Origin of the sequence: Marinobacter shengliensis, from assembly GCF_030297115.1 — a bacterium.
Lineage (GTDB): Bacteria > Pseudomonadota > Gammaproteobacteria > Pseudomonadales > Oleiphilaceae > Marinobacter > Marinobacter shengliensis.
Genome location: NZ_AP028062.1, coordinates 3249116 through 3267210 on the forward strand (window position 1 = coordinate 3249116; position 18095 = coordinate 3267210).

Below are 18095 nucleotides of genomic sequence, written 5' to 3' on the forward strand. Positions count from 1 at the left end.
TTGTGAGGCTGAAGTATGCCGGACAAGCTCCGGTACAACTTGTACGTTTGGGCTATTCGATGACACAGGAAAAACGCATCTGGCTGGCGCGTGACCGGGCTCTGTTCCTGGGTGAGCTCCCTCCGGCAAGAATGCACGCACATGCCGCGCCGGTGCTCTTGATTGGCCTGAGTGGCCCCATCACGCTGCATTTCCCGGATGGCCACCGTGAGACCTGCCACAGCGCCCTGGTGAATGCCGATGTGAAGCACGGGCTGGATAGCGGAGGTGAGTACATAGCCTCCCTCTACCTGGAACCGGATGCGCTGGAGACCCGACTCCTGAAAGCAGGGTGGCTGAGTGATCGCCCGCTGGTGTTCGACCCAATCTCCTCTCCCGCGCGGCCGAGAAGTCTGGAGCGAAGGCTGCAATCCTTTGACATGTCCCAACTCCTCCCCGCGTCGGCACTTGGGCACCGAGCCGAGCTGGACAACCGCATTGCCCGAAGCCTTGACTACTTGCGGGAAGCGGGAGACCAACCCTTCAACCGCGCCAATCTGGCCAACCAGGTGCACTTATCGGAATCGCGATTCAACCATCTTTTCCGGGAGGAAGTGGGCATCAGTTTCCGGCGTTACCGAAGCTGGTCGCGCCTGCGTTCCGTGTTCTACCACGTAGCGAAGAACCAGTCGCTCACCGAGGCAGCCCTTAGCGCGGGCCTGCACGACTCTGCACACCTCAGCCGGATGTTTCAGGATATGATTGGCATCGCGCCGTCACGGGTGCTTCGGGGCCTGCAAGGGTTGCAGGTTCTGCGTTAACGCCTGAAGAGGAATCTCATTCCTGGAAAAATGGCAGAATTAACGGCCATCGTAGGGTTGGCATGCACCTCAGCGAACTCGTAGGCGACCATGCGCCCCTTTTACGGCATCACACCTCATTCGCTTTCCGATACTGCCCCCGATAATCAAATATCCGCTCCTGCACTCGCCAATAATGTTTCTGCTTACGGGCAATCACAAAATCCGGCGCCGGCAACAGAGCTTGCAACTCTAGTACCTCCTCCGCCTTACCGAAGGTTTTCGGAGCCTGGCCGTTAGCAAATCTACGGCCGAACAGTTTGTTAAACACGTGGCGCTGTGCCGGCTTGCTGAAATCAAACGATTCCTTGAGCTCCTCCCCATCCTCACCGTGGTAGATGATTCGAAGTTTGCAGCCGTCAACACTTAACGAAATCCCCGCGCAACGAATCACCATGGCATCCTTGAGCCTCAGGGCATCCCTTAGTTGATCGTCCGGGTCGATAATCGCTTTATGACAGTGCCCGCAATTTCTGGCCGCAATGTCATTCTCGCTACCACAGTGGGGGCACTCCTTGAAGCGAAAACGGTAGTCGCATTGCAAGGCACGCGCGCTCTCCCCCTCCACGGGCTCCAGCAGCCCCTGGCAACGGCGCCCGTAATGCTCAATCACCCGGCCGTCACTGTCGGTTTTACCCCAGAAAATATTGGCAAACCCACAGCCCGGGCAGAACACCTGCACCGGTTCACTGTCTGGATTTGGTTTCGGCTCCCCAACCTCCGGGTGATGCAGGTTCATATGGTTGCCGGCGTAATCAATCACCAGGCAGTCCTTTTTGCCGTCATCCAGGCGAAGACCTCGGCCCACCATCTGCTGATACAGGCTCACCGACTGGGTAGGGCGAAGAATGGCGATCAGGTCCACATGGGGCGCATCGAAACCCGTGGTGAGCACAGACACATTCACCAGGTACTTTAGCTGCCGCTGCTTGAAGCGCTGAATCAGCAGGTCCCGATCTTTCTGGTCGGTGGCGCCGGTCACCAGGGCGGTTTGGCTCTCCGGCAGATAGCCGGTGATCTCCCGCGCATGCTCTACCGTTGCAGCGAAAACCATCACGCCCTGGCGGTCCGCGGCCAGTTCCACCACCTGCTCAATGATGGCGCGGGTCACTCGCTTGTGTTTGCTCAGCAGCTGATTGACGTCTTTCTCGGCGTATTCGCCAAAGCGGTCCTGAGCCAGCGACGAGAAATCGTATTGCGCCACCGCTGCATTCACCAACTCCGGCCGGGTGAGATAGCCGCGGTTGATCATGTAGCTTAGCGGCAGCTCGTAGATGCAGCGCTGAAAGGGCTTGTCATCTTCACTGCGAACAAAACCCCGGTAGTGATAGCGATAGATCCAGCCCATGGCCAGGCGATAGGGCGTCGCGGTCAGCCCAAGCACTTTGAGGGAGTCGTTCTGCTGTTTTAGTAACTCAATGATTTGTTGATACTGGCTGGTTTCCTCACCGCTGACCCGGTGGCACTCGTCAATGATCACCAACGAGTACTCATCCCGGAACTGATCCAGGTTCGCCGCTACCGACTGCACACTGGCAAAGGTGACCTGATGCTGGCTCTCCTTGCGCTTCAGCCCGGCGGAGAAGATGCCACCGGCTAACCCATACCCCTCGTATTTGGAATGGTTCTGCTCCACCAGCTCTTTGACGTGCGTGAGTACGAGAATCTTACGGCGAGCAAGGCGGGCCAGTTCGGCAATCACCAGGCTTTTGCCGGCGCCGGTAGGCAGCACGATCACGGCAGATTCGTCCGATTTGCGGAAATGATTCAGCGTGGCATCGACAGCTTCCTGCTGGTAGGGGCGAAGGTGTGTGAGCAAAAGACTTAAACCTCTTTACTGCATTTATTCAGTATCGATTCAAAAATACCCCAATAACCTCCCAAGAGTCAGCGCACCAATCCATACAAACAAAGACAACGCCGCCCCCACTCGCACAGGAAAAGGCATTTTCGCCATCAGAGGCAGGTTCTCCATATCCCGGCGCTTCAATACCTTACCCAGTATCAAAGCATTCGATACGCCCAACACCACCAGCGCGATCTTGGCCTGGAACAGCCACGAACCCGCGTAGTCCGCGGCTGCCGTGGCAAATAGCAGCAGCCCGCAAACAATCGCCAACACCAGGCCCATCGCCGATGTTATTCGAAGTACATCGACGAACATTGTCACGGGGTACCTGCGCCAAAGCCCCAGCAAACGCAGATCCAGCGGCACGATACCGCCAACCAGCATTGCAACCCCGAGAATATGCCCGGCGTTTACCAACGGGTACATGAACGTGGAATTACGCAAGGCCGAGACCAAAGCCAACTCTTGGACGAGGCTCAACGCCGGTTCAATCATCCCCGGGCTCAGGAAGCACGGCCAGGGTAAAGATTGAAGTCCTGACCGTCGATCACAACGCGCTCGGCCTTCACTAACCGTTCACCCTCCCGGGCCGAACGGTGACCATGCACGGTAATCTCCCGCCCCTCGCTCAACATTTCCCTGGTCAGTCCAACCCGCTCATTACGCCAGGGCTGACCCACTTCCACCACCCAATCCTCACCATCCGCGCGTATCGTCACCTCGCCATGGGGATTCCCGAGGCGCACCGATTGGATAACACCAGTGATTTCGAATTCCTCATCTGTGGCCCAGGCCCAACCGTGATGTGCCTGAGCTGTCGAGGTGGCCAGAAATACAGCAAACACGGCAGTACTCAGCAGAAAGATGAAACGAAGCTGAGGCATGATTTATCCTCCTGTCGCGATAGTGTCAGAGTAATCGCTCAAGTTTTGCACCAACCAAGTGGCGTTAATAGTAGGCTGTTACCCAATATTTCGTAACATAATGCCGGCTCGATTGTCAGATTCCCTACAACACCTGACTGCACGGAGACCCTGACATGAACAAACGCATCACACTAATTGCTGCCTTTTGGCTCCTGGCCAGCATGGCCTGGGCTGCTGAACCGCCCGTTTACACCGGCCTATTGAGCAATACTGGCGCCGGAGGGTACGACACCGTTAGCTATTTCACTCAGGGCAAACCGGTCAAAGGCTCGCCCCGTTACACTACAGAGTACCAGGGTGCGACCTGGCGTTTTGCCAATGCGGAGAATCTTGCGCAGTTCAACGCCAACCCTGAAAAATTCGCACCGGCATACGGCGGCTATTGCGCCTGGGCTGTCAGCCAGGGCTACCTCGCCAAAGGCGACCCACAGCACTGGAGCATAAGGGACGGACGGTTGTTTCTGAACTACAACCAATCGGTACAGACGTCTTGGCTGGCGAACACCAACCAACTCATTCGCGAGGCCGATGCGAACTGGCCAGCCGTTCTGAAATAGGAGAAACGCATTGATGACCAACCACCTGCCCTTTTCCCAAGCCTGCGAAAACAACAAGGGCCCCATACTGGAAAGACTGCGCGAGGTCTTCAATGCACCGGGCACCGTGCTGGAAATAGGCACCGGCACCGGCCAGCACGCCGTGCATTTCGCAGCAGCCCTGCCCCACATACAGTGGCAGCCAACGGACCACCCCACGGCCGCGCACCTGGCTGTTTCCCGGCTGGAACAGGCTGCGTTGCCAAATATTCTCCCCATGCGAAAGCTGGACGTGGCCAACAGCCCATGGCCCACACGGGAATTCCGATGGGCGTTCTCCGCCAACACCGCCCACATCATGGCGTGGACAGAAGTGGAACAAATGTTCCAGGGCATCGGTGCAAGCCTGCCTGATGACGGCGCGTTTTGCCTCTATGGGCCGTTCAGGCACCAGGGTGAGTTCACCAGTGAGAGCAATCGGGCGTTTGATCAGTCACTCAGATCTCAGGCGCAACACATGGGCATCCGAGATATCGAGGATTTGTCTGCGCTGGCCAAGGCGGTGGGGTTGGTACTGTGGGAAGATTATGCAATGCCGGCAAACAACGAGATGCTGGTGTTTGTTCCAGTGCATGCGACCGGTATACAACCGACAGACTGAGGGTCAGGGGCTGTATCCGCGAATAGGAAACCGGCGGTGTCTCGCGCCTAGTGGCTTGCCTTACTCACGACTTTCGGTGTTGCCGATTTACCGCGCTTACCAGCAAGAATACGGTCTGCATCCAGCGAAGCGATTGGCACCCGGGTATCCCTCGGCACGTCACCACTCAGTTGCAGCTCAAGGTAGCGCAGCGCGCAGACACGGAGAAAGGATGTGAAATTGCCCAGATCATGGCCTGCATCAATGGACTCGTGATAAAGCCGGGTGATCATCTGCGGCAGATTCATGCCATCGCGCTCAGCCAGCTCCGACAGCACCTGCCAAAAGGCGTTTTCCATCCGCACACTGGTGACCATGCCGTCAATTCGCAGGGAGTGGGTGCGGCTAACCCAAAGCTCCGAATCGGCGTTGATAAAGAGCTTGCACATAACGGCCTCCCCGAATGTGGTTGATGGCGCTTGACGGTACTGAGGGGCCAGCGCCCTGGCCCCTGCTGCGTTACTGATCCAGCAACTTGAAGAACTGCGCAAGCCAGGCCGGATGGGCAGGCCACGCAGGTGCTGTTACCAGATTAGCATCGGTGACCGCCTGATCAACCTCGATACTGGCGAAGGTGCCACCTGCGAGCTCAACCTCTGGTTGGCAGGCCGGATAGGCAGAGCATTTACGGCCCTCCAGAACCCCTGCTGCGGCCAGCAACTGAGCACCGTGGCAGATCGCCGCCACCGGCTTGTTGGCTTCAAAGAAATGGCGAACCAGCTTCTGCACATCCTGGTTGAGCCGCAGATACTCCGGAGCGCGGCCGCCAGGCACCACCAGCGCGTCATAGTCGGCGGGGTCCAGTCCTTCAAAATCCGCATTCAGCGCAAACCGATGGCCGGGCTTCTCAGTGTAGGTCTGGTCACCCTCAAAATCGTGAATCGCCGTGGCGACCGTGTCGCCTGCTTTCTTGTCGGGGCAGACGGCGTGAACCGTATGGCCAACGGCCTGCAGTGCCTGGAACGGCACCATGGTTTCGTAGTCCTCGGTGAAATCACCGGTAATCATCAGAATCTTTTTCCCGCTCATGGCTGTCTCCTTGTGTTTGTATTGCCAGGTCAGGAAACATTAGCAGCGGTGGTGTCGGGGCGGGTATTAAGGGGTTACTACAGGTCTTAAAGCGGCAATCACAGCTCCAGCATCAGATTCCTGCCCCCAAGAAAAAGCACCCAAACCGTTACCGCAGCCCAGTGAATAATCACCGGAACCCAGATAGAGCGGGAAACGACGTAGGCCCAGCCACAGGTAACTCCCATAACGCACACGATAACCAGAAACCATGGGTCCAGAAAAAGAGGAACGGCCGTCGGGTTAAACAACAGCGCATTGAAGGGATGCCACGCAACGAAAATCAGTGTGCTGATGGCCACACTCCAAGCGGCCTTTCCAGGCCCTGAGGCCACTGCGTTTCGCGGTATCAGTACGCCCCTGAAGAAGGCCTCTTCAAGCAGAGACGGGAACACAAACAACAGGATGGGCAGCACAGGAGTGATCGGCGAATCCAGCCAACCCAATTGAAACAAGCCGGCGCCGAAACCGACGGAGACCGCGATAACGGCAAACACCGGCACAAGCGCCCAGGCCCTCAACGAAGCCCGAAAAGGAGAAGCCAGAAAGCTCTGGCCCAAGTTGTCACGGAAGTATTCTACTATGTGCTTTGGCGCCATAGGATTATCTGCATGGAGCGGATTCACCGGAATGCACACCAGGGCCTACAAATACCGCCCACCAGCCCCAATCGCGACCACAATCAGCCCAAGAATCAGGTTAGTACCAACCAGCTTGCGAATCTGCCCCACCTGGCGCCCGCCCTCCTGGGGGTCTTGATTGGCCACTGCCTGTTTCAGCCGCCGGAAGGGCGCAAAATAAACGTGGGCGTAGATCAGGATCATCACAATACCCAGCGCCTGCATCACGTGGATATGCCAGCCGGCACCGGCCATGCCACCGAACACGCTGAAAATCATCCAGTACCCGGTGACCAGCAACAGAATCACCGCCGCCCATACCCACCGGAAAAACCGGGACAACGTGGCACACCACAACGCGCCTCGCTGTGAGGCATCAATCACCTCAACTACCGCCGGGCGCATAGCCATGTAGGCGAAAAACATACCGCCAACCCAGATTAGTGCAGATAGGACATGCAGTGCGATGGCGAGACCCATAACCCAACTCCTGAATGAGAAATTCGAGTGATAGGTATAAGTTTAGCCCTCGCGAAACAACCCTAAAACAACGGAAGCGGTTGAGGACGATCGAGCCCGCCTATAGAGCTTCAAGCTCTGCCCGAATAGTCTGATAAAATTCGGAGTTCCGGGATTCCAAAAACACCGCAAACTCAAAAGCGTTAAAGCCATGATAGTCCTTCCCCGGACTATCAATCGGCAGGCTTGGATCCGCCCCCAACTCCAGAAGGGCGCGGAGATAACCCACATCGGCGTAAAGCACGGCCTCATGCACTGGTGCCAGCCCGTTGTGGTAGCCGTTCAACGGCTCTCCTCTTGCGGCAAAGTGTCGAAGTAACGCATAGCCACGGCGCGTCATGATGGAATCAGCATCGTGCCTATCCAACGAGGCGCCTACGAAATTGACCAAAGGTTGAGAACAGCCACCCATCGCCGTCATCGCTTTACCGCAGCGTTCATAGGGCCAGTCGAAATTGGTGAGAAGCCAGTAGGCCACTGCAGGCCGGATCGCCAGGCTATTGAAATCCGAAGGGCTCCAGGGCACTTCCTCTGGGTCAAGAAGCGCTATGACTGTCAGCCCCCAGGCATCGGAACCGAAAGCCCAGGTGCGATAGAACATCGGGTATAGCGTCAGGGCAATCACCAGGCACCCGCCACATAGGGTGAGCGCCTTTTTGTGGCCCAGGAAATATTTGATAAGCACTTTGCTCCTCCTTGAGCTTTGTGTGTTTCGGCGGATCGCCAGATATCCCTGACAAGAGCGCCTTGCGATTCATGGTATCGACTAATCAAACGCCCCAATGTACCAACCTGAAAAGAAGAACAGAAACATGAGAACCGCATACACTGTGAAAGGCACAACAATCCACAGTTTCAGTGAGAGAGGTAAAGGTTCGTTCTCATCCCCCATTCTCGATTCAATTCGAGGCCCTATTCTTGGAATGTGTCGAAAAACCACAAAAGCATATACGTGCATCACCCTCATCCAGCGACCGATTGGCCCATTTCCCCAGATGCTGCGAATTTCATCCAGCTGCTTGCCTGGAGTTGCAATACGCCGTTCCACTTCCACTGTTTTTCGGAAAAACAGCGTAACCATCAACAAAAGCAGAACGATACCAACGCCCAGAGAGGCCACTATTGTGATCTCAGCCAATAACGTCAATTTTTCATTACTCATGAATAGCCCTTCTCAGGATTTCGGCTGCAGCCTCACCGCCCCCTCCCCCAACGCGTCCCCCAAATGCCGCACCAATACCGCCGACAATCACCGCGCAGGCGACACCGCCAATACCTGCAGAGGTAACTCCAAAGGCCAAGCAACCATACGAGGCGCCCGCCCCGATAGCACCGCCACCCATCGAGCCCAAGAGCTTACCGCCTTCCTGATACGAAACGGCCTGACACGCCCTCTCGTCACCCGCAGTGCAAGCCTCATGAATTTTCATCGCCGACATGGATACATCCAGAGTGACCCCAAGATAGCCCACATTCCGGACATACTTCGCCCCCCTAGCCACTCGCTCATAATGCGTTGCATAGCCAGGTATACCGCCAACCCCAGCCGTTTTCCAATTATGCACAATGCTCTTAGATGACAATCCCAACGACCGCTTTAGTTTTGCATCATCATCCAGTGACATCCCCTTGCGGGCCACACTTCCCAGAGCAAAATCCAGCTCTTTGAAAAGCGCTCGCCGCTTCTCGAAAAACTCCGGGTGGTTGAGGTGCCCATGCCTCCGGTAACTGTCCTGATGAAGCCGCTCGATGTTCTTCAAAGTCGACTCAATGCTGCCAATCTGCTTGGAAACCATCACGGCGCCTGCACCCAGACCCGCAGAACCTGTCGAGGTGATGGCCTCCAATAAATCGTAGTATTTGACAAGAAACTGCGCTTCATCCTGCTCCAGTGACCTAACCTGGGCATTTACCTGCGCCGCCACCTCCATCAACTCGACTTCTTTTTGAGTGCATTCCATACCCTCAGGGTCTCCCAGCACAACCATCTCACCGGGCATCAGCTGTCCGCCCAGGCCTGGATTCAAACGATCAAAATGATCTGGCTTTGCCGAGGCGTCTCCGTACAAGGCGTTCAACAATTCCGTTTTACTCATCGGCCTCCGAACGACGTGGTAACCCGGCTCTACCGCAGCCTGAGACTGATCCTTTGTTGGGGATGAGATTGGAGTTGATGCCGCCATACTGGATGCAGCCGGCCCACCTGCAGAGGCATTGTTCGTGCCATTACCGACACCGCTGGCACTTTGTGATTCCGGAATAGCGCTGCCAGAGAGATTAGCGCGAGAGGCCGCTTGCGGAGCTGGCTTTGACGGCGCCGGTGAGATACCCGAAAACGGCGTGGGCGTGAAGGTATCGCCAATCACAACGCTACCACTGCCGATAGTGACGCCCCCGCACGAGACCGCGCTGCCTGTGACTGCCGCAGGAATACCGTTGATGAGCACGGTTGCCGAACCCGCAGCGATGGCTCGCGGGTGGGGAGGGTGTTTGGGCTTGGAGTGCGGGGCGAGAGGATCACCCACGCGGGCGACAGGTTTGCCGTCGATCAGTACATCGGGGTAGCCGGCAATAACCGGCGTGGGAGGGAATCCTTGGTGTTCTGTACCCAAGTCACCCAGCAACACAACTTTCTTGCTCATTCCTTTGCTCCTTCTTTCCTTGAAGAGCCATCCATCGATTTCGGGCCGGTCACTGGCACCACACGCCATATGGTAAACAAAGACTCACCAAGACCCAACCCAAAAGTTGGTTCAGACAGATACCGCTTGGGAGGTGTTTAAGCTTGAATCCGATGGCCTGCCGGCACAAGATTTCCACACTATGCTTCGGGCCGTGGCCCGCCCTCAAATGAGAGACCTCGTTAACATGCCAAAACCAAACCGCATCTACCTAGCCGGCCCGGAAGTCTTCTTCCCGGCAGAGGAACACCAAGCCATCGTCGCCGAGAAAAAACGCCTGCTCCGGGACGCAGGATTCGAGGGCGTCGACCCGCTAGACACAGCGCTGACGTTTTCAGACAAAGAGGCAAAACCGGAGCGCGGCCACCGGATATACCAGGCCAACCGAGAACTGATGGACAGCTGCGACGCCATCATTGCCAACCTCACACCCTTTCGTGGCATCAGCGCCGATCCGGGTACTGTATTCGAGGTGGGTTACATGATCGGCCAGGGCAAGCCCGCGTTCGGGTTCACCCTGGACAGCCGGCTTTATCAGCAACGGGCAGGTGCAACCTTCCAGGACGAACTTGGCCATACCATTGAGGATTTCGAGATGAGTGATAACCTGATGATTGAGGGGGGAATCCGCGAATCCGGTGGCCAGCTGTTCGTGGCACAGCAATCCGGCGAGCACCGATTTTTCTCGACGGAGGTGTTTAGCCGCTGCGTAAGAGCGCTCGCCCATGCCTGAACAGACTCTGGCAAGCCCAAGCCCTGGCGGGCTGTTAACGGCGCGACACTACGGGCCCTCCACAACAACTACTCTTCAAGATCCTCAAAGGCCGAGCGATGAAACTCCGCCGCTTGCTCCGCCTCTCTTACACCCACTTCCCGTATTTCGGGAGCATCGCCGCCTGCCAAGGTCTCCAGCACCGCATGAACGCCTTTGGAGAGCGAGGTCAGGTTGTAGCCGCCTTCCAGAACCATGGCCAGCCGACCGTCACAATGTTTGTCGGCAATATCCTGAACAATACGGGTGATCGCCCTGAACCCGTCGTAGGTCAGGTTCAGCGCCATATCGTTACGGTGGGGATCAAACCCGGCAGAGACCAGAACAAGGTCTGGCCCGAAGTAATCAGCCGCCGGGATCAATATCTCGCGAAAAACCTTCTCAAAGGCAACGTCACCCGCGGATTCCGGCAGCGGAACGTTGATGGTATAGCCTTCACCCAACCCCTCGCCTACCTCCTCAAGATGACCAGAGCCAGGATAGAACGGCGCCGCACAATGGGTATCGAAGAAAAGCACATCCGGATCAGCCCAGAAAATATCCTGGGTGCCATTACCATGGTGGGCATCCCAGTCGATGATCAGAATCCGTTCACAGCCAAGTTTGGCCTGGGCGTGGGCCGCCGCAATCGCAACATTGTTCAGCAGGCAGAAGCCACGGGCCCGCACCGGCTCCGCATGGTGGCCCGGCGGCCGCACCAGTGCAAAAGCACTTTGACACTCCCCCTTCACAACACTGGTTACAGCGGCGATGGCATTCCCAGACGCCGCCGTGGCAGCGCTGATGCTATCCGGCGACACCGCCGTTGTATCCTTGTCCAGCCAGGCCCGTTTACCCGCCATGGAAAAAAGATGGTCCAAGTACGAAGTGGTATGCACTCGCGCCAACTGTTCGTAGGTGGCAGGGGCCGCCCCACTAACAAACCGCACACCGTTTATCGGATTCTCATCCAGGTATGCTTTGATAGCAGACAGGCGGCCCGGATGTTCCGGATAACTCCACTTGAAATTGAGCCCCTGGAGAATCGACCTCACGCGCTTTTCCACCCGGCTGGGCATGAAAGGCAGATCCACCTCCGGGTTGTGCCCGAGCATCACTTCGTCATAAAACACCTTTACGCTGCGATCGCCGATCATGCCCTTTCGTTCTCCTTTAAAACAGGCTCCCTCCGGAACGCATCTGCTCTACTCACTCAACAAAGCGTAGTCGCTTAAGGCGCCCGGCACCCCCTTAAAGTCGCTCAACGTGAATCTGAAACCTGGCGACGGCGTGAATGCTTGCGCCGCAAGCCTGACGAATCAGGCGACGCGGGTAAGCGTTACGTCAATGTTGCCACGAGTGGCGTTCGAATACGGGCACACCTTATGAGCTTCATCAATCAGCTTTCGTGCTTGGGCGTCGTCCATGCCCGGCAGCGAGATTTTCAGCTCCACTTCAATGCCGAAGCCGGCCGGGATCTGGCCGATGCCCACTTCGCCCTCGATGGAAGCATCTTCCGGCAAAGGCAACTTGTCGCGACCGGCAACAAACTTCATTGCACCAATAAAACAGGCCGAATAGCCAGCAGCGAACAGCTGTTCAGGATTAGTGCCCTTGCCGCCTGCGCCACCCAGTTCTTTCGGGGTTGTCAGTTCAACGTCCAACACCCCGTCTGAGGAAATGGCCCGGCCATCACGGCCGCCAGTGGCTTCAGCAGAGGCACGATAAAGCACTTGTTCAATGGACATAAGCAATACTCCGTCTCGGTTTAAAATGAACTCAACAACAATTTATCGCACAAATGTTTTGCGCGCAAGTTATATTGATACAACTACGTAGTGCAGGATTTGCGAGCTTAAAGTGACGGTTTCAGGTGGCTGCGCAATTTGATTAACTGCCGTTTGAGTTCCATCAAATCAGGCAGGGGCTGACCGCTGGCCTCTACAATACAACCGGGAATGGCCCGGGCCTTATCCTTAAGCGCTCGACCCTGTGGGGTGAGATGGAGTTCAACCACCCGCTCATCATCGGTGCGGCGCTTGCGCGTTAGCAGCTTATCCGCTTCGAGCCTTTTTAGCAGCGGCGTCATTGACCCGGGATCTGTCAGCATCCGCTTGCTGATATGACTGACGGTAATGCCATCCTCTTCCCACAGCACAAGCATGGCCAGATACTGTGGATAGGTCAGGTTCAGTGCCTTTAGCAGCGGTTTGTAGGTTTTGGTCATCATCAGCGACGTGGAATACAGAGCAAAGCACAGCTGGTTATCCAGCAACAGCTCTGAACAGGAATCGTCGTTCGCCATCGGATGCTCCGGTAGTGAGGTAACAAGGCGGCCGCGCGTTTAATCAGCGCACAAATTAAGTGTACACAAGTTTATAACCAACCTGCATGGCGGTGAAGTAGCATTTGGTGATGGAGTGGAAGTATTGCTTTAAACCAAATCCGCGAGCAAAGATGGACCGCGATGTGGGCCCGGCAACAGCGCTGCAGGCGTCCAGAAAACGGCTAAGGCATGGCCAACACCTGGGTTGCCTCGAAATCCAGGTAGTTGGGATTGCGCTTGTCACCCATGCCGAAGCGCCCCGACATCCGGATGCGGGCGACTGTCGCGAGCGGCGTACCGGGAGCCGCCAGCCCGACAACGCCAGCCCGGTCAGAATCAGCAATCCACGCACTAAAGCAGTCACAGTCACTCTATTACATCCTCAATAAGCCCGAGCAGTCCAAACTGTCCAAGCGCAGCATTTTCTCATCGCTGCGTGCGAGCGCTCTCCCAACACTGAACCTACAAGGCGAAGCCTTCCAGATCAGTCATAGTTGAACCGCTCCGACAGAATCCGACGAGCGGGCGTGCCCCGCTTGATCAGGTGGCTCTCAACTACATCCATCATGACGTTCGGCCCGCACATCACAAAGGCCCAATCCCGGAAATCGCCCACAGCAAAAACGCGGTCAATCAATGGTCCATCGATGACGCCGATCTCTCCCTGCCAGCCCTCAGGCGGTTCAGACAGCACATACACGATGTTCTCCGCTCCCAGCGTCTCGTCTAGCTCCTTACGATAGGCGACCTGATCAATAATCCGGTTTCCGTAGATCAACTTCACCCTGCGGGGGTCACCGGTCAGGCGCAATTGCCTGAGTATGCTCAACAGGGGTGAGAGGCCAACCCCACCAGCGATAAGCGCAATACCGGGCTCCTGCCGGCCATCGACAGTGAGATTGCCATAAGGGCCGTCCAGATAGGCGACGGTGCCAGGCTCTATTTCGCCAATGGTTTGCGTGAAATCGCCGAGCTCCTTGATCATGAAAGAAACCTCCGGACCGGCCGCCGGCGCTGAGGCAATGGAAAACGGGTTTTCCTTCATCGAGAAAGGGCTGTGACCCACATTCAGCCAAACGAATTGCCCTGCCTGGTATTCGAGGCCATCGTGGCCGTCGGGCAACACCGTCACTTGCCACTGTTTAGGCGTTAACCGAACAACCTCCGTCACCCGCCAGGGGCGCGCTTTCTGCCGCCAGGGAACCACCAGGTACACCATCAGCAGCGAGCCAACCGCCACCCCCGTCATAACCAGCCACACCCAGGTCATCACCGGATGCGACCCGTAACGCCCGCCATATACCGTATGGTGCAGCAGCAAAACCGCAATCAGGAGCGCGCCCAGCCCATGCAAAAGGCGCCATGTCTCGTATCGGTAACCCAACTGGGCACGCCCTATCGCCATAACCACAAGACCTGTCAGCAGCAACCAGGCAACAATGCCTGGCACTAGCGCGAAGAAATCGGTCGTGAGGGTCAACTGGCGCGTTGGGTCCCATGGGCGCTGACCACCGGCCAGCGTTCCCTGGTAAAGAAACGGGTGCACCAACGCCAAGACCAGCGCGATGCGCGCCATGGTCTGGTGGAACCGCATGGTCACATCCATGCCCACGCCATTTGAAATGGCCTTGAAGCGGCCGGAGAGAATGAACTCCACGAGGATCATCGAAAAAGCGAGAATGCCAAGGGCTGAGGCCAGTTCCTGGTGGAACTGGCGCGGCGGCCCGCCGAGCCATACCGACAGAACTAACGGCAGGGTAACGGCAGCAAAGTAAGCAACGATCAGAACGAGCGGCTTCATCCCATCAGTCTTGTCCACATCCTCTGGCTACGCAATCTGCGCCTGCCGCAAGGCCCGGATCAGACCCGCCGCTCAATGGCCTTGAGCAACGAACTGAAGGCTTTCGAAAAACTGCGCTCAGCCAACCGATCCATCATCCGGCCGAGCAGTGGCACTCGCACATGCCCTTCGGAAATCCAGGTCACTCGAGTCTTTTCACCCTCAGCCTTTAAAACAAGCGCGCCCGTGCCGTTTTTCTCCTCTTTCCCTTCTTCAACCAGCACAGACTTGCTAACGCCGGGAAATCGATCATAGCGGGCATGATCTGCGATGGCCTCAAAGACCGTATTTATATCCATGTTGAGAAGCCTCTCAACGTGAATGCGAAACATAGCTACTCCTTATCATCAGGACTGATAGACGAGATACCCGTACGTCGCGTTAAAGAAATGGGTTTTCTAGATATCTGCTTATGAATTACCAGAACGCAATTGTGAAAATTGAGGGCGAACTTGCCATCCTGCTCTGCAACAGCTGCGGCATCAAGCTCGCAGAGGGCAGCAAACACGAGGACCGTGAGCACTACTGCACGATGTGCATGAGCGGCAACTGCAAAGCAAAATTCAAAAAAGAAAACTGAGAACGTAACTCAAAGTAAGGGGCATCCCAGTGCAAACCAATGCCAGCTGCGCAAGCCGGGTAAGAAATAGCCTGAAAACCCAGTTCATCGCCGATGCCCTGGCTATGCCCGTGCATTGGTTCTACAACCCGATGGATATCGAAAAAGCCTTTCCCGGGGGTATTCAGCGGTTCGAGGCTGCGCCGGAATTCCACCCATCGTCTATCATGTCGCTCCATTCCACCAGCCGCGGTGGCCGCCGTGCCCATCACCATGGCAAACCAGAGCCGCAGATTGTGGGAGACGTGATACTCAAAGGCCGTGCGCAATTCTGGAATGTACCAAACGTTCACTACCACCACGGTATGACTGCAGGCGAGAATACCCTCAATGCCCATTGCAGCCGCGTGCTCATGCGCTGCCTCGCGGAAGATAACGGGCACTATCGCTCACAAACCTTCCTCAAGGCCTACATCGGTTTTATGACCGCCGATCCTCCCCGCCACCCAGACACCTATGCCGAATCCTACCATCGCGGATTCTTTGCCAACCTTGAGAAAGGCCTGCCGCCAGAAAAATGCGGCATGGTCACCCACGACACCCCCTCGGTTGGCGGCCTGGTAACCATCGCACCGCTGGTATTTTCGGAACGCCTGCGGGGTGCGAGTGTTCCCGATATTCAAGCGCTTTGCCGGGAACACCTGGCGCTCACCCACCCGGATGAGGGCCTGATGCAAGTGTGCGACCGCTACGTAACGTTGCTGTGCGGCCTGATGGAAGGGCCAGGCGAAGACGGTATAAAGGCACTCCTTGAAGACGCCGCCAAAGGCGCAAGGGGACTGGATGTTGCCGCCTTTTCGAAACGAAACCTGCCAGACAACCAGGTAGTTGGCCGGATGTACTCGCCCGCATGTTACATCTCAGATTCCTGGCCGGTGGTACTGTACTTGGCCTACAAATACCGTAACGATCCATGGCTGGCATTGCGGGTGAACACCAACCTGGGCGGCGATAACGTGCATCGGGGTATGGTACTGGGAGCTCTGCTGGGGCTGACCAGTGATGGCGTGGCCAACCAGTGGTTTGATCAGCTGGTGAATCAGGAGGACATTGACCGGGAAATTACCGCGCTGATCGATTCAGCAAATGCTTAGAAAAACTCAACAACGCTCACATCGGCCACAAAGAACGGAAAATACTGGTCCGTACCAAAATGATTGCCAGCTTCCACATGTGTCGGCAAACGAAACCCGCCGAACGGGTATGGTCCGGGTCGCCGCCAAAGCGGGCAACAGGTAGCAACCCCATCAACCAGAACCGCGTCCACCGCTGGCTGTCAGAACCGGACAGCCGCATCAGGCCCCGCCGCGCACGCATTTTCCAGACAAATCCAGAAGGCATGGCCAACACCTGGGTTGCCTCAAAATCCAGATAATTGGGATTGCTCCTGTCACCCATGCCGAAACGCCCCGTCATCCGGATACGGGCGACCGTCGCAAGCGGCGTACCGGGTTCAATGGTATACAGAAAATAGCGCCGTGCCGGCTCGGGAAGATCGGCAACCATCTCGGCGGCAAAGACCGGGGACTGTGCGGGCTGCGCGCCCACCAGCTCGCGCATGGCTTTGCGGTCCGCCCGGTGGTCCAGCAGCCGCCAGGCCGACAGCACCAGCCCGGCCAGAATCAGTACCCCCAGTAAAATCACCGGATAACATCCTCAACCGGCCGCCGGAGAGAGCGCGGCATCTGCGGGCCGTGGCCAATCCGCACGATAAGGTCCGGGCGCCGGCCACCAATGCCAATGGCGCAGGCAAACTCCGGGCGCAGTGTCGCCACCTCCACCGGCTGGTTAATAAACGCCGTACGCAGGCCGAGGGCCGCAGCCTGCAGGGCCAGGCGCTGGTAACACCGGCCTGCCTCAATCCAGTGGGGAATGTCATCGGCCTCTGAATAGATGACGGCAATGGCGGAAGAACTGTCAATGTGCCGTCGATCCTTCTTGTTCTGATTGTTTGCAGAAAACGAGCCCTTCATCGCCAACAACCCAAGCCAGCGGGGCGCGGCCGGATTGCCCATAACAGGCCCGTACAACCCATCGCCGGAAAGCACCGCCTCCTTGCCGTTAAACCGAATCCAGGCTTTAAGTTCCCGAGCCCATTCAGGGTCTGCAAATTGGGCATCGTTGCCCTTGGCGACATAATCTGCGACCAGCGCCTTTTGATCGGCATCGGTCATCAGAAGCACCGACACGCCATCACCCTGCCCCGCTGCCTGAAGCTGCGCCAGCACTTCAGCCGCAAGTGGCACACCGTCGTACTCTGAACGGCTGCACTGGCGCAGGGTAATCGCCTCGAAAAGTGCAGACCGCACGGCCGTAGCCTCTTCAAAATCAATCACCACCCCGGATGTCGATACATCAAACTGGCAATACCCCTTTAATCCGACAGCTTGCGCTGCCAACAGCAAATTCTCAGCTGCACACCCCAGGCTGGCGTAAAGGTGGTGATCGTCTGGGTCCACCGCCGGGCAACGCCTGGACAGATCAGGCAACACCCGTATGCGGTTGGGTTCCAACTCGAATATCCAGGGCTGGGTATTGTGACTGGAGGCCGCCAAGGTGGCGTACCGCACCAACTCCCGATAGTCCTGAGGTGAGGCGCCAGGCGCACTGTGGCACCAGGTTTTGTTGACCCTATCTGAGTAGTTCATAGCGCCTCCAGCTCGAGTTCTTACAGCCCACCAACAGACATCCAAAACAAAAAGAAACCACCTACGAGAAGCACCACAGCACCATGAACCACCAGGTTCCTCCGGGTAGTTGGAGCCGGCTTTGGCGGGAAGCTGAAGTAATCCTCACCAAACAACCCAACGCCGCAGCTCTC

23 protein-coding genes are annotated in these 18095 nt (G+C 56.8%); 6 read left to right on the top strand and 17 right to left on the bottom strand.

From position 1 onward, the window contains the following. Window positions 1-59: 59 nt before the first annotated feature. Window positions 60-800 (top strand): AraC family transcriptional regulator, encoded by a 741-nt coding sequence (locus QUE75_RS14905; protein ID WP_286251359.1) that lies wholly within the window; start codon window positions 60-62, stop codon window positions 798-800. Between the two features lie 109 nt (window positions 801-909). Here the strand turns inward: QUE75_RS14905 and QUE75_RS14910 are convergent, their stop codons facing one another. The 3 genes from QUE75_RS14910 to QUE75_RS14920 are packed head-to-tail and all read right to left on the bottom strand — an operon-like array spanning window position 910 to window position 3572. Next, window positions 910-2658 (bottom strand): DEAD/DEAH box helicase, encoded by a 1749-nt coding sequence (locus QUE75_RS14910; protein WP_286251361.1) that lies wholly within the window; start codon window positions 2656-2658, stop codon window positions 910-912. A gap of 39 nt (window positions 2659-2697) precedes the next feature. After that, window positions 2698-3183, bottom strand: a complete 486-nt coding sequence (locus QUE75_RS14915) for a hypothetical protein (RefSeq protein WP_286251362.1) — start codon at window positions 3181-3183, stop codon at window positions 2698-2700. Between the two features lie 8 nt (window positions 3184-3191). Further along, window positions 3192-3572, bottom strand: coding sequence for a DUF6152 family protein (locus QUE75_RS14920; RefSeq protein WP_061333674.1), 381 nt, complete (start codon window positions 3570-3572; stop codon window positions 3192-3194). A gap of 155 nt (window positions 3573-3727) precedes the next feature. On the opposite strand from QUE75_RS14920, the gene QUE75_RS14925 reads away from it, so the two are divergent. Together QUE75_RS14925 and QUE75_RS14930 are read left to right on the top strand one after the other, a co-directional pair. Continuing rightward, window positions 3728-4171 carry a YHS domain-containing (seleno)protein gene (locus tag QUE75_RS14925; RefSeq protein WP_286251365.1) on the top strand — a complete coding sequence of 148 codons (444 nt, stop codon included), beginning with the start codon at window positions 3728-3730 and terminating at the stop codon, window positions 4169-4171. A gap of 13 nt (window positions 4172-4184) precedes the next feature. After that, the gene (locus QUE75_RS14930; RefSeq protein ID WP_286251367.1) at window positions 4185-4811 is read left to right on the top strand and encodes a DUF938 domain-containing protein; all 627 of its coding nucleotides are present in this window, start codon (window positions 4185-4187) and stop codon (window positions 4809-4811) included. 47 nt (window positions 4812-4858) lie between these two features. Here QUE75_RS14930 and QUE75_RS14935 read toward each other — a convergent pair whose 3' ends face one another. From QUE75_RS14935 to QUE75_RS14965, 7 genes are all read right to left on the bottom strand, one after another. After that, window positions 4859-5239 (bottom strand): ribbon-helix-helix domain-containing protein, encoded by a 381-nt coding sequence (locus QUE75_RS14935; protein WP_058092303.1) that lies wholly within the window; start codon window positions 5237-5239, stop codon window positions 4859-4861. A 70-nt stretch (window positions 5240-5309) separates the two neighbouring features. Beyond that, complete coding sequence (locus QUE75_RS14940) at window positions 5310-5879, bottom strand: DJ-1/PfpI family protein (protein WP_138437040.1); 570 nt, start codon at window positions 5877-5879, stop codon at window positions 5310-5312. A 98-nt stretch (window positions 5880-5977) separates the two neighbouring features. Next, on the bottom strand, window positions 5978-6517 hold the full coding sequence (locus QUE75_RS14945; RefSeq protein ID WP_286251371.1) for a CPBP family glutamic-type intramembrane protease: 540 nt from the start codon (window positions 6515-6517) through the stop codon (window positions 5978-5980). Window positions 6518-6562: 45 nt separating this feature from the next. After that, window positions 6563-7018, bottom strand: coding sequence for a CopD family protein (locus QUE75_RS14950; RefSeq protein WP_286251373.1), 456 nt, complete (start codon window positions 7016-7018; stop codon window positions 6563-6565). Window positions 7019-7118: 100 nt separating this feature from the next. Beyond that, on the bottom strand, window positions 7119-7742 hold the full coding sequence (locus tag QUE75_RS14955) for an ankyrin repeat domain-containing protein (RefSeq protein WP_286251375.1): 624 nt from the start codon (window positions 7740-7742) through the stop codon (window positions 7119-7121). Window positions 7743-7823: 81 nt separating this feature from the next. Next, window positions 7824-8219, bottom strand: coding sequence for a hypothetical protein (locus tag QUE75_RS14960; RefSeq protein WP_286251376.1), 396 nt, complete (start codon window positions 8217-8219; stop codon window positions 7824-7826). Then, entirely contained in the window at window positions 8212-9699 is a 1488-nt protein-coding gene (locus QUE75_RS14965) for a type VI secretion system PAAR protein (RefSeq protein WP_286251377.1), read from the bottom strand. Before QUE75_RS14965 ends, QUE75_RS14960 begins: the two co-directional genes overlap by 8 nt. 226 nt (window positions 9700-9925) lie before the next feature. On the opposite strand from QUE75_RS14965, the gene QUE75_RS14970 reads away from it, so the two are divergent. Continuing rightward, complete coding sequence (locus tag QUE75_RS14970; protein ID WP_286251378.1) at window positions 9926-10471, top strand: nucleoside 2-deoxyribosyltransferase; 546 nt, start codon at window positions 9926-9928, stop codon at window positions 10469-10471. Between the two features lie 68 nt (window positions 10472-10539). Here QUE75_RS14970 and QUE75_RS14975 read toward each other — a convergent pair whose 3' ends face one another. The 5 genes from QUE75_RS14975 to QUE75_RS14995 form a co-directional block, all read right to left on the bottom strand. Beyond that, window positions 10540-11646, bottom strand: coding sequence for a histone deacetylase family protein (locus QUE75_RS14975; protein ID WP_106694843.1), 1107 nt, complete (start codon window positions 11644-11646; stop codon window positions 10540-10542). A 162-nt stretch (window positions 11647-11808) separates the two neighbouring features. Next, window positions 11809-12237: an organic hydroperoxide resistance protein gene (locus tag QUE75_RS14980; protein WP_106694842.1), complete on the bottom strand. Its 429-nt coding sequence runs from the start codon at window positions 12235-12237 to the stop codon at window positions 11809-11811. Window positions 12238-12344: 107 nt separating this feature from the next. Beyond that, on the bottom strand, window positions 12345-12794 hold the full coding sequence (locus tag QUE75_RS14985; protein WP_106694841.1) for a MarR family winged helix-turn-helix transcriptional regulator: 450 nt from the start codon (window positions 12792-12794) through the stop codon (window positions 12345-12347). 505 nt (window positions 12795-13299) lie between these two features. Continuing rightward, a complete protein-coding gene (locus QUE75_RS14990; RefSeq protein ID WP_286251379.1) occupies window positions 13300-14616 on the bottom strand; it encodes a ferredoxin reductase family protein in 1317 nt (438 codons plus the stop codon). A 59-nt stretch (window positions 14617-14675) separates the two neighbouring features. Further along, window positions 14676-14987, bottom strand: coding sequence for an SRPBCC family protein (locus tag QUE75_RS14995; RefSeq protein WP_286251380.1), 312 nt, complete (start codon window positions 14985-14987; stop codon window positions 14676-14678). An 80-nt stretch (window positions 14988-15067) separates the two neighbouring features. On the opposite strand from QUE75_RS14995, the gene QUE75_RS15000 reads away from it, so the two are divergent. Together QUE75_RS15000 and QUE75_RS15005 are read left to right on the top strand one after the other, a co-directional pair. Then, entirely contained in the window at window positions 15068-15235 is a 168-nt protein-coding gene (locus QUE75_RS15000; protein ID WP_286251381.1) for a hypothetical protein, read from the top strand. Between the two features lie 29 nt (window positions 15236-15264). After that, complete coding sequence (locus QUE75_RS15005) at window positions 15265-16368, top strand: ADP-ribosylglycohydrolase family protein (protein WP_286251382.1); 1104 nt, start codon at window positions 15265-15267, stop codon at window positions 16366-16368. Window positions 16369-16384: 16 nt separating this feature from the next. On the opposite strand, the gene QUE75_RS15010 is transcribed toward QUE75_RS15005, so the two are convergent. Both QUE75_RS15010 and QUE75_RS15015 read right to left on the bottom strand, forming a co-directional pair. Next, on the bottom strand, window positions 16385-16918 hold the full coding sequence (locus QUE75_RS15010) for a DUF6544 family protein (RefSeq protein ID WP_286251383.1): 534 nt from the start codon (window positions 16916-16918) through the stop codon (window positions 16385-16387). Beyond that, window positions 16915-17922: an Acg family FMN-binding oxidoreductase gene (locus QUE75_RS15015; protein ID WP_286251384.1), complete on the bottom strand. Its 1008-nt coding sequence runs from the start codon at window positions 17920-17922 to the stop codon at window positions 16915-16917. The genes QUE75_RS15010 and QUE75_RS15015 overlap by 4 nt, the downstream gene beginning before the upstream one ends. Between the last annotated feature and the right edge of the window lie 173 nt (window positions 17923-18095).

Excerpts from the sequence above, each read along its gene's own strand:
- QUE75_RS14905 (WP_286251359.1), top strand. The coding sequence starts at position 60 with ATGACACAGGAAAAACGCATCTGGCTGGCGCGTGACCGGGCTCTGTTC.
- QUE75_RS14915 (WP_286251362.1), bottom strand. The coding sequence starts at position 3,183 with ATGATTGAACCGGCGTTGAGCCTCGTCCAAGAGTTGGCTTTGGTCTCG.
- QUE75_RS14920 (WP_061333674.1), bottom strand. The coding sequence starts at position 3,572 with ATGCCTCAGCTTCGTTTCATCTTTCTGCTGAGTACTGCCGTGTTTGCT.
- QUE75_RS14925 (WP_286251365.1), top strand. The coding sequence starts at position 3,728 with ATGAACAAACGCATCACACTAATTGCTGCCTTTTGGCTCCTGGCCAGC.
- QUE75_RS14930 (WP_286251367.1), top strand. The coding sequence starts at position 4,185 with ATGACCAACCACCTGCCCTTTTCCCAAGCCTGCGAAAACAACAAGGGC.
- QUE75_RS14935 (WP_058092303.1), bottom strand. The coding sequence starts at position 5,239 with ATGTGCAAGCTCTTTATCAACGCCGATTCGGAGCTTTGGGTTAGCCGC.
- QUE75_RS14940 (WP_138437040.1), bottom strand. The coding sequence starts at position 5,879 with ATGAGCGGGAAAAAGATTCTGATGATTACCGGTGATTTCACCGAGGAC.
- QUE75_RS14945 (WP_286251371.1), bottom strand. The coding sequence starts at position 6,517 with ATGGCGCCAAAGCACATAGTAGAATACTTCCGTGACAACTTGGGCCAG.
- QUE75_RS14950 (WP_286251373.1), bottom strand. The coding sequence starts at position 7,018 with ATGGGTCTCGCCATCGCACTGCATGTCCTATCTGCACTAATCTGGGTT.
- QUE75_RS14960 (WP_286251376.1), bottom strand. The coding sequence starts at position 8,219 with ATGAGTAATGAAAAATTGACGTTATTGGCTGAGATCACAATAGTGGCC.
- QUE75_RS14965 (WP_286251377.1), bottom strand. The coding sequence starts at position 9,699 with ATGAGCAAGAAAGTTGTGTTGCTGGGTGACTTGGGTACAGAACACCAA.
- QUE75_RS14970 (WP_286251378.1), top strand. The coding sequence starts at position 9,926 with ATGCCAAAACCAAACCGCATCTACCTAGCCGGCCCGGAAGTCTTCTTC.
- QUE75_RS14975 (WP_106694843.1), bottom strand. The coding sequence starts at position 11,646 with ATGATCGGCGATCGCAGCGTAAAGGTGTTTTATGACGAAGTGATGCTC.
- QUE75_RS14980 (WP_106694842.1), bottom strand. The coding sequence starts at position 12,237 with ATGTCCATTGAACAAGTGCTTTATCGTGCCTCTGCTGAAGCCACTGGC.
- QUE75_RS14985 (WP_106694841.1), bottom strand. The coding sequence starts at position 12,794 with ATGGCGAACGACGATTCCTGTTCAGAGCTGTTGCTGGATAACCAGCTG.
- QUE75_RS14990 (WP_286251379.1), bottom strand. The coding sequence starts at position 14,616 with ATGAAGCCGCTCGTTCTGATCGTTGCTTACTTTGCTGCCGTTACCCTG.
- QUE75_RS14995 (WP_286251380.1), bottom strand. The coding sequence starts at position 14,987 with ATGTTTCGCATTCACGTTGAGAGGCTTCTCAACATGGATATAAATACG.
- QUE75_RS15000 (WP_286251381.1), top strand. The coding sequence starts at position 15,068 with ATGAATTACCAGAACGCAATTGTGAAAATTGAGGGCGAACTTGCCATC.
- QUE75_RS15015 (WP_286251384.1), bottom strand. The coding sequence starts at position 17,922 with ATGAACTACTCAGATAGGGTCAACAAAACCTGGTGCCACAGTGCGCCT.